The sequence below is a fragment of the Bdellovibrio sp. genome (assembly GCF_036384735.1).
Classification (GTDB): Bacteria; Bdellovibrionota; Bdellovibrionia; order Bdellovibrionales; family Bdellovibrionaceae; genus Bdellovibrio.
This window is the reverse complement of record NZ_DASVLT010000057.1, coordinates 26,164-34,549: the sequence shown is the minus strand read 5'-3', so window position 1 is coordinate 34,549 and position 8,386 is coordinate 26,164. Positions and strand designations below refer to the sequence as shown.

6 protein-coding genes and 1 pseudogene are annotated in these 8,386 nt (G+C 44.2%); 4 read left to right on the top strand and 3 right to left on the bottom strand.

Features of this window, described 5'->3' with window-relative positions; genetic code table 11:
* The 4 genes and pseudogenes from VF412_RS17555 to VF412_RS17540 all read left to right on the top strand — a co-directional run.
* A pseudogene (locus VF412_RS17555) lies at positions 1-239 on the top strand (type II secretion system protein GspN); the annotation flags it as partial.
* 165 nt (positions 240-404) lie between these two features.
* Positions 405-845: a single-stranded DNA-binding protein gene (locus tag VF412_RS17550; protein WP_331340570.1), complete on the top strand. Its 441-nt coding sequence runs from the start codon at positions 405-407 to the stop codon at positions 843-845.
* A gap of 131 nt (positions 846-976) precedes the next feature.
* On the top strand, positions 977-1,417 hold the full coding sequence (locus VF412_RS17545) for a hypothetical protein (protein WP_331340569.1): 441 nt from the start codon (positions 977-979) through the stop codon (positions 1,415-1,417).
* Between the two features lie 14 nt (positions 1,418-1,431).
* Complete coding sequence (locus tag VF412_RS17540) at positions 1,432-2,391, top strand: hypothetical protein (protein WP_331340568.1); 960 nt, start codon at positions 1,432-1,434, stop codon at positions 2,389-2,391.
* 14 nt (positions 2,392-2,405) lie between these two features.
* Here VF412_RS17540 and VF412_RS17535 read toward each other — a convergent pair whose 3' ends face one another.
* The 3 genes from VF412_RS17535 to VF412_RS17525 form a co-directional block, all read right to left on the bottom strand.
* Entirely contained in the window at positions 2,406-4,997 is a 2,592-nt protein-coding gene (locus VF412_RS17535; RefSeq protein WP_331340567.1) for an ATP-binding protein, read from the bottom strand.
* Positions 4,984-7,200, bottom strand: coding sequence for a bifunctional (p)ppGpp synthetase/guanosine-3',5'-bis(diphosphate) 3'-pyrophosphohydrolase (locus VF412_RS17530; protein WP_331340566.1), 2,217 nt, complete (start codon positions 7,198-7,200; stop codon positions 4,984-4,986). Before VF412_RS17530 ends, VF412_RS17535 begins: the two co-directional genes overlap by 14 nt.
* A 438-nt stretch (positions 7,201-7,638) precedes the next feature.
* Complete coding sequence (locus VF412_RS17525; protein WP_331340565.1) at positions 7,639-8,325, bottom strand: alpha/beta hydrolase; 687 nt, start codon at positions 8,323-8,325, stop codon at positions 7,639-7,641.
* Positions 8,326-8,386 lie beyond the last annotated feature (61 nt).

Below are 8,386 nucleotides of genomic sequence, written 5' to 3'. Positions count from 1 at the left end.
CAATCAAAGGTAACATCGGTTTGAATATTCAAAACCGTGGCGGCGGTTTCACTCATCAAGTGGGCGCTTACAATTTTGATATCGACCTGAAAGCTAAAAAGAGCTTCCAAGATCGTGCAGGATTGTTCCTTTCTTTCATTGATAACTTTAAGACTCCGACATCCGACGGAGCCCAGTACAGATTTAAAGTTTCCGCGACAAATCCAATGATGCCGCCCAATATTGGAGCTGCGCATTAAGTCCGATTTTTAAATCGCTTAAAAGCCCCTCCTGGCATGAATTTGACGAGGGGCGTGCTTAAATCTTGCTCACCTTTTCCCCTATTAAATTAGAGTCGGAAGTCTTTATTGACTTCACTCTTAAACTGACCAAAAACAAAGTGGTCTATTACTCCGGAGGGGAAAATGTCTGTTAATAAAGTAATTATCGTAGGTCGTTTGGGCGCTGATCCTGAAGTGAAAGCTATCGGCAGCGGCAGCACTGTAGCACGTTTGAACATCGCTACATCTGAGTCTTGGGTAAAAGACGGCCAAAGACAAGAACGCACTGAATGGCACCGTGTAACTGTATGGGGCAAACTTGCAGAGATCTGCGGTAAGCACCTTGCAAAAGGTCGCCAAGTTTACGTTGAAGGCAAATTGCAAACTCGCCAATGGGAAGACCAACAAGGTGCTAAACGCTACACAACTGAAATCGTAGCAAGCACAGTTCAATTCTTGGGCGCAGCTAACGGCGAAAGATCGACTTCTTCTTCATCTCACGCTTCTGGCGGCGGTGATGATTTCAACTTCCAAGATTTCGGACCAGAACCAAGTTTTAATTCGAACGACGAAATTCCTTTTTAATTCGTCGCTGAAACGGAGCTGCTTCAGCCTGCGCGACAGCCGTCGCTCCGGCTCTGCGGCCTTCCAGCCCAAGGCCCTGAAAATCTCGGGGCCTTTTCATTTGAACTCATAAGACTCTATAATAAGGGTCTATGAAGAGCATCTTGATCGCCTCTATCACCTTCATGTCTTTGACAGGTTGTTCACTTTATAAGTCGAATGGGCGTAAAGAATTCGAATCTGATGCTCCTGGAAAACTCAAAACATCTTCTGTCTTCCAATTAAAGAGCTGCAAAAAAGAAGGCTCCGTTGAATCCTGGTTCAATGAAGAATTCCCAGCAGCAACCTACGAACTTGTTGTCGCTGAAAATGATTTGGAAGTCTGGCGCACAAGTCATGAAGGTGTTGTTGAAGTGAAGGCGATTCAAAAAATTGACTCAACAGCTTCAGGAATCCAACCGACTGACACTGCAAATGCAGTCACAGGTCAGACGCAAACTTGCATCTATGAATTTGCAGACATGGCAACATGGGATTTATATAAAGATCAATTCATTCGCGAGTTGGAAAATAACCTGCTCGTCGCAGAGTAAAGGGACATTGGCTTTTGAAAAAAATCCTGATTGTTCTATGTTCACTTCTTCTTCAAACTTCTGTTTACGCAGCAAGTGTTACCGCCGTTAAAAACCAAAAAGTTTTGATCGATCTTGCTGGAGCTTCAACATCTCCTGGTGATGAATATTTCCTGGTGAATCCTTCCGGGAAAAAAGTGGCTATCATTCGTATCAAGCAAGTGAAAAACAATAAAGCACTCGCTGATATTCTGAAAGGACGCGCCGATCTGGGTTACACATTGCAGGCTCGTGCGACTGAAAATACTCCGACCCCAGATCGCTCTGCCGAAAATGAACAGCAACAGCCGGAAGAGGCAAAATCAGCTCGCTCCAATACAGATAAAAAACGCACATCTGAAGAAGAATCTTCTGCACGTGACACGACTTATCTGCGCGCCTTGAAAAACTCTTACGGTCTGATTGGAAAATATCTGATGAATTCGATGACTGTGAATATCACTGACAGTCTCGGTGGCACAGGAACTGCGTCGATGTCAGGCTCAGGCTTTGGCGTCGGCGGATTCATGGATTTCACTGCAACGCCCGATATTGCTGTCGAGGTTGAAGGAGCTTTGGAACAATTTAATGTCGCCGGTACAACTCGCCTAAGTTCTAACGGCACACCCTACGCAAACAGTACGGATTACAGCACTAAGATCTCTTATTTGTCGGCATATGGTTTGGGTAAATATTATTTTACAAAGTCTAAATATCGCATGTGGGCTGGTGTCGGCGGTGGTTTCTTAATCGCAATGTCGAAGTCATCCAATGCCTTGAATGAAAATAACATTGCAACAAACCAAGTGGCGAATGCAGCCGTGGGTGTTGATATTCAGTGGAATCGCAAGACCTATATTCCAGTCACCTTGGAGTATACTTACTTTCCACCAACATCGACTGTCAAAGCCACATCCATCGTACTTAAAGCCGGATGGGCTTGGAACGACAAATAACTTCTTTATCGTCCTTAAGTCGGCAACCACACCACAAATCTAGTATTCGGGGCTGACTCATCAAGATAAAACTTTCCGCCATGACCTTGAATGATACCTTGAGAAATACTTAATCCTAAACCGATCCCGTGCCCTACTTCCTTTGTTGTAAAGAATGGCTGCATGATTTTTTCACGGAGGTTCTTTGGAATACCCGGTCCTGAATCCGCCACAGAGACCTCTATTCCTCCCTCAAGACGTTTCGCTTCAATTTTCACCATACGAATTGCAGAGGTTTCGGTAGCGTCATAGGCATTATTTAAAAGATTTAGCAGGACTTGTGAAATTTGATAAGGACGACATTTGATCATCAAATTCGATTCAATGTGCGACTCTAGCTCAACACCTGCGTTTTTGAATTTCTCATGGCAAAATGCCAAGGTATCTTCAATGATTGTATCCAAACTGACAGTCTCTTCATCACCCGAATGCGACTCGCGAGAATAACTACGCAGACCCCTGACAATTTTAGCGATACGATCAACCGTAGAGTCAATGGCGTCAACGCGCTTACTGATTTCAGGATCTTTTTCAAGACCACGTTGTGCTAGTTGCTTTCTTAAAACACCGACATAGCCAGAAATAATTGCCAAAGGATTATTGATTTCATGAGCAATTCCCGCCGCCATCTCACCTAAAGAAGCCAAACGAGAAGACGTCACGATCATCTTTTCTTGCTCTTTCAAAAGATTCTCGCGCTCTCTAATCTGCGTAACGTCTTCAAAAATCGCCATATAACCATCAATCTTACCGTTTTCATTTCGAACCTGACTGATTGAGGCCACGGCATGAATGCGCTTCCCAGATTTTGAAATCAGTGTGCGTTCAAATGCACGATTATAGCCCGTCTCAAACTGTGCCTCCGCGTACGCTCGGTACGTATCAAGACGACGTCCCGTTTGTTGCTCAAGACGTCCGCGACTTTCCATAATTTCATCTTTATCGATGAACATAAAAGGAGTCGAACCCACGAGTTCTTCAGTAGAGTACTCTAAAACTCTGCGAGTCGAAGCGTTCACATCACGAATGATTAAGTTTGCATCTGTAGACAGAACAAGCAACGAGACGCTGTCACGAGAAGCCCGTTGCCACTCCAAAGCTTCACGAATTTTCTTCTCTGCTTTATCGGCAATTTGATAAAAGCTCACCGCTAATGAAAGCAAAATAGAAATGGTCACACCGAAAATCAAAACAAAGAGTGGGATCGTGGAGGCATTTTGCCGAATAAGCTCGGGATTGGGGGTCAAAACTATTTCCCAATTTGCATTGAGACTTTGATAGCGAGTCCGATAGGTCCAATCACGACCAAAAACTTCATCATTTTTTCCTGTTGTTACTAAATTCTCGCCATTTTCTAAAATTCTTAAAGAATATCCATCAACCTTTATCACTCGCTCGAAGAAAGTTTTCGCAATGACTGCCATCGATAAAATGCCGACAAATCGCGAGCCGTTAAAAACCGGAGTAAATAAAACAAAACCTCGCCCGCCGGATTTCAGCTCGAAAGTATTCGACAGAGCCGTTTGCCTTGTATCGACAACTCTCTGAACCACTTCGCTCACTTCGGGCTCGGTATAAATATTAAGATTTAAAATTTTCTGCCCGTCATTACCTAAAGGATACACCCAACGAGTAATAAAATTCTTATCAGCCCAGGTGATGCGTTTTAGTCCACCGAAATCATCGACAAAACTTTCAGAGTCTAAGGCCCACATCTCATAGTTCTTATAGCGACCTAGAGCAAATCGACGAGCCATATTTTCTAACGATGTCTTCAACGAGTAAAAAGAATTATCCAAATTGTTCTTTAGTGCATCCGCACGGATCTCGGTCACGCTGCGATTGCGATCAAAGTCTTTGAGAACAAGTAAGTGCCATATCAACACCGTCGTCAGAATGCCTATGACAAGCATATAAAATGGAACTAATGCGCGAGGCTCTGTGCGATTGTCTTCACGGACACCGACACGTAACTGCAAAAGTAACGCAAATGACAAAATCATGAAACAGGAACTCGTATGAATGGCCATACGAGAAAAGCTGCCCCACCCATACTCTGCGTTGAAATGAAAGACGTAGCCTAAAAAGCCAATGGAACCGAATCCAAATACCAAAGTCGCACAGGTGGTACGCACATACTGGCACAAAATCGTTCTTTTATTAAAGAACAGTGCCACACCTAACAGAATCATACTGATTGCAGTGCTAATAGCCATCCGTCCCGAATGAGTAACACCGACGTCATAAAAAGCTTTGATAAAAAGCTGATCGACTCCAAGCGAGAAACCCAGAGGGTACTGCAGGACTATCAAACTTGCCATCGCGATGACAACAATCGAAAAAAAACGTCCGATTTTAAATAAGGCAAAATCAGAAAGAATAATCCCCATGGAAATCATTGCAAACAAAAATGCCGTATTGAAAACCATCGGTGCAAATGTAGGGCGAACTTGAATAAGAGCCGGCTCTTTAACGATCCAACCGGCCATAACAGTGCTCACCACTAATAAAACCAGCAGTGCTAAAATATTATGAAATCGCGGAAGGATTTTTCTAATGAAGGACACGTGAGACACCTATGATACCTTTGATTTTCTGAATCTCGTAGATAGCTTGATTCAGTTGTCCGGCATCACGTACGCTCACTTCGAAATTACATACGGCTTTTTTATCTTTGGTCGTACGAATCTGCGCCGATTGGATGTTGATTCCTTGTTGTGCAAAAGCCTCTGACATCAACTTCAAAAGACCTGGTACGTCTTGAGAAATAATTTTCAAACGAACAATGCGCTCCTGCCCCTCACCGGCTTGCTTCACATTCCAGTTCACATCCACTTTGCGAAGTTGATCAAACTCGAAAGCCTTGCGGCAATCGCTTCGGTGAATCGTGATACCACGACCACGACTGATGAAGCCTACAATCGGATCCCCTGGAATCGGATGACAGCATTTTGCATAGTGGACAAGAACATCATCCATTCCATCCACTGTGATAAGGGAGCTGCTCTTTTTCGTCTTTTGAGTGGCCGCTCTGAAAACTTTCTCCATAAAAGAAGAGTTTTCTGTCTTTGCAGCTTCTTTGGCGATGGCTTCCGGAGAAACTTTTTCCACAAGAATTCTTGTTTCAAGTTTTCCGTAACCAACGGCTACGTACAATTCATCTGTATCAGTCAGACCGTGGTCTTTCAGATATTGTTCGTAAGTAGGACCTTTAAGATGTTTCACGGCAGCCATGCCGAATTTGCGGAATTCTTTTTCCACAAGCTCTTTACCCAGCATGATGGCACGACGACGTTGTTCCTCTTTTACGAAAGCACGAATCTTTGCTTTCGCTTTGTTCGTCACAACAAACTTCAACCAATCTTTCGACGGCTGTTGAGTTTTTGAAGTCACGATTTCAACAGTGTCCCCGTTTTGAAGTTGGTGCTTCAATGGAACCATTTTTCCGTTTACACGAGCCCCCACACACTTGTTACCAAGTTCGGTGTGAACTGCATAAGCAAAATCCACAGGTGTGGCACCCTCTGGAAATTCACGGACGTCCCCGTTCGGAGTAAACACGTAAATTTCAGATTCGAACAAATCGGTTTTAACGGTATCAAGGAACTCATCAGAGCTGCGTGTTTGCTGGTGAAGATTCACCAAATCGCGCAGCCAGTTCGCTTGTTGCAAATCACCGCCATCATCCATTTTACCGCGCTCTTTGTATTTCCAGTGGGCGGCGATACCGCGTTCGGCTACGAGATGCATCTCTTGTGTACGAATTTGAATTTCAATACGCTCGCCGCCGGGACCTATCACCGTCGTGTGCAGTGACTGATAGTTATTTGTTTTTGGCATGGCGATGAAATCTTTAAATCTTCCGGGAATTGGTTTCCACAGCGAGTGGACCAAACCTAAAGCCGCGTAACACTCTGCCACCGTGTCTACAAGAACACGGAATGCAAGAACGTCGTAAACCTGATCGTAATCGATGTTACGAGATTGCATTTTGCGATAGATGGACCATAAGTGCTTCGAGCGTCCGTAAACGTCGAACTTGAAACCGGCTTTCGTGAGCTCTTTTGAAATCAAAGATTTTACTTCTTCAATATAGCGGTTTTGCTCAGCTTCGGTCTTTTTAACTTGTTGAACAAGAGTGTAGTAAACTTCAGGGCGATAATAGCGGAAGCACAAATCCTCAAGCTCAATTTTTAAAGAGCTGATACCCATACGCCCCGCAAGAGGACAATAAATTTCCAAAGTCTCAAGAGCAATACGCTCTTGCTTATCGAAAGGCATGAAATTCATCGTGCGCATGTTATGCAAACGATCGGCAAGCTTTACAAGAACGACGCGAACGTCTTTCCCCATGGCGACAATCATCTTACGAATGTTTTCGCCTTGCTTCTCATGAGAATTTTTGAATTTCATCTGACCGATTTTTGTGACGCCATCAACAAGATGCGCGACTACATCGCCGAACTCGCGGCGAATGTCTTCGAGAGTCGCTTGCGTATCCTCCACTGTGTCGTGAAGAAGACCTGTCGCAATTGTGTCTAAGTCCAATCGAAGATCCGCCAAAATCGCAGCCACCGAAAGTGGATGAGAAATATAGGGCTCACCACTGCGACGAATTTGTCCCTCGTGAGCTTTCTCAGAAAAATAGTAGGCCTTCTCGATAACTTTAAGATCTGCATTCGGCCAATAAGCACGAATGCGATTGAGAAGGTCTTCGACTGTTTTGACGGGCTTGTGTGATAAGCCGTCCTCTCTGAGTGGTTCTGCCATATCCCTCAAGTTTACCTGAGAAGACGTGAGGGCAACAACTAAGATTTCAGAAATGTTAGTGATTTTAGGATCTTAGACTTTAGTCGCAGCGTCTCTTTCTGAGGCCTTTTCTATCTTGTTCGTGTAAATAAGCTCGAGATTCTGCGAGGAATAGAGGTAGAGGCAGGGGATAGGCTTTTAAATTAGACCCCACGCTTCAGCGGCACGCCGTCCGGGCTCGATTGTCGCCGCAGCTTCGCTGCGGTTCGCGCATCCATGCGCCGACAAAGGCCGCTTTCGGTGCGGCCTAATTTAAAAGCCTATCCCCTGCCTCTACCTCTATTCTCGTGATTGAGTTTTTCCGGGTCGAAGGGACAAAAATAGCTGAGAGAAGCTACACCGAAAATAAATCACTAAGTGTGTTTGGGGTATCAACCGACGTCTTTTAGAAATAATGGTTTAGCCGAAGGTTTCTTCGATTAGTTTAGAAATTTGGGTGCGGTTTTCGGGTAACAGAAATGGGAAATGACCGGTGTTTGGGAGTTCTAATTCGATGATATCTTTTTTGATTTGTTTGAATGACGTTGTGACTCGCAGTGGGAAGCGAACATCTCTTTCGCCGAAGATATTTAGAACGGGAATCTGCAACTTTCGAAAGTTCTCGGTTAAATCGTAATTACTTAGGTAAGTTGAAAAAAGATGATCAAAAGTTTCCTCTGAAAAACTCTCCCAGGTCGCATCAAGCAAGGGACGACCGATATCTAGTTCAGGCAAAGTTAGAAAGATTTTTTCCGGTGGCGCATCCTCTAAACCAAGATTGCGAAGCTCGGCTCTGAATTCATCTCTCCATTGCGAGGCCTTTAAACCAGTGCTCATCAACACCAATCCAGTCAATTTATCCTCGTGAATCGAAGCATACTGAGTTGCAAGCACACCACCCCAAGAGTGACCGACCAACACTACTTTATTAGAAGCTTTTTGCACAACAGAATGAAGCTCGCTGACCATATCTTGCATTGTGACCGCGGTACCACGAACTTGATCATAAAAAACACATTCAAATCTTTTCTCAAGCTGAGTAAAATAAGGCCTAAGATAATCCCTAAAACCCGGCCCACCATGCAAAAAAATAAGAGTACAACTCATCCCAAAATCATAAAGACCCAACACACCAAATACAAAACAAAATCCACAACCACACTTGCCA

What these genes read in the sequence shown, in the direction of transcription:
- VF412_RS17545 (WP_331340569.1), top strand. Translation starts at nt 977, where the DNA reads ATGAAGAGCATCTTGATCGCCTCTATCACCTTCATGTCTTTGACAGGT.
- VF412_RS17525 (WP_331340565.1), bottom strand. Translation starts at nt 8,325, where the DNA reads ATGAGTTGTACTCTTATTTTTTTGCATGGTGGGCCGGGTTTTAGGGAT.
- VF412_RS17550 (WP_331340570.1), top strand. Translation starts at nt 405, where the DNA reads ATGTCTGTTAATAAAGTAATTATCGTAGGTCGTTTGGGCGCTGATCCT.
- VF412_RS17530 (WP_331340566.1), bottom strand. Translation starts at nt 7,200, where the DNA reads ATGGCAGAACCACTCAGAGAGGACGGCTTATCACACAAGCCCGTCAAA.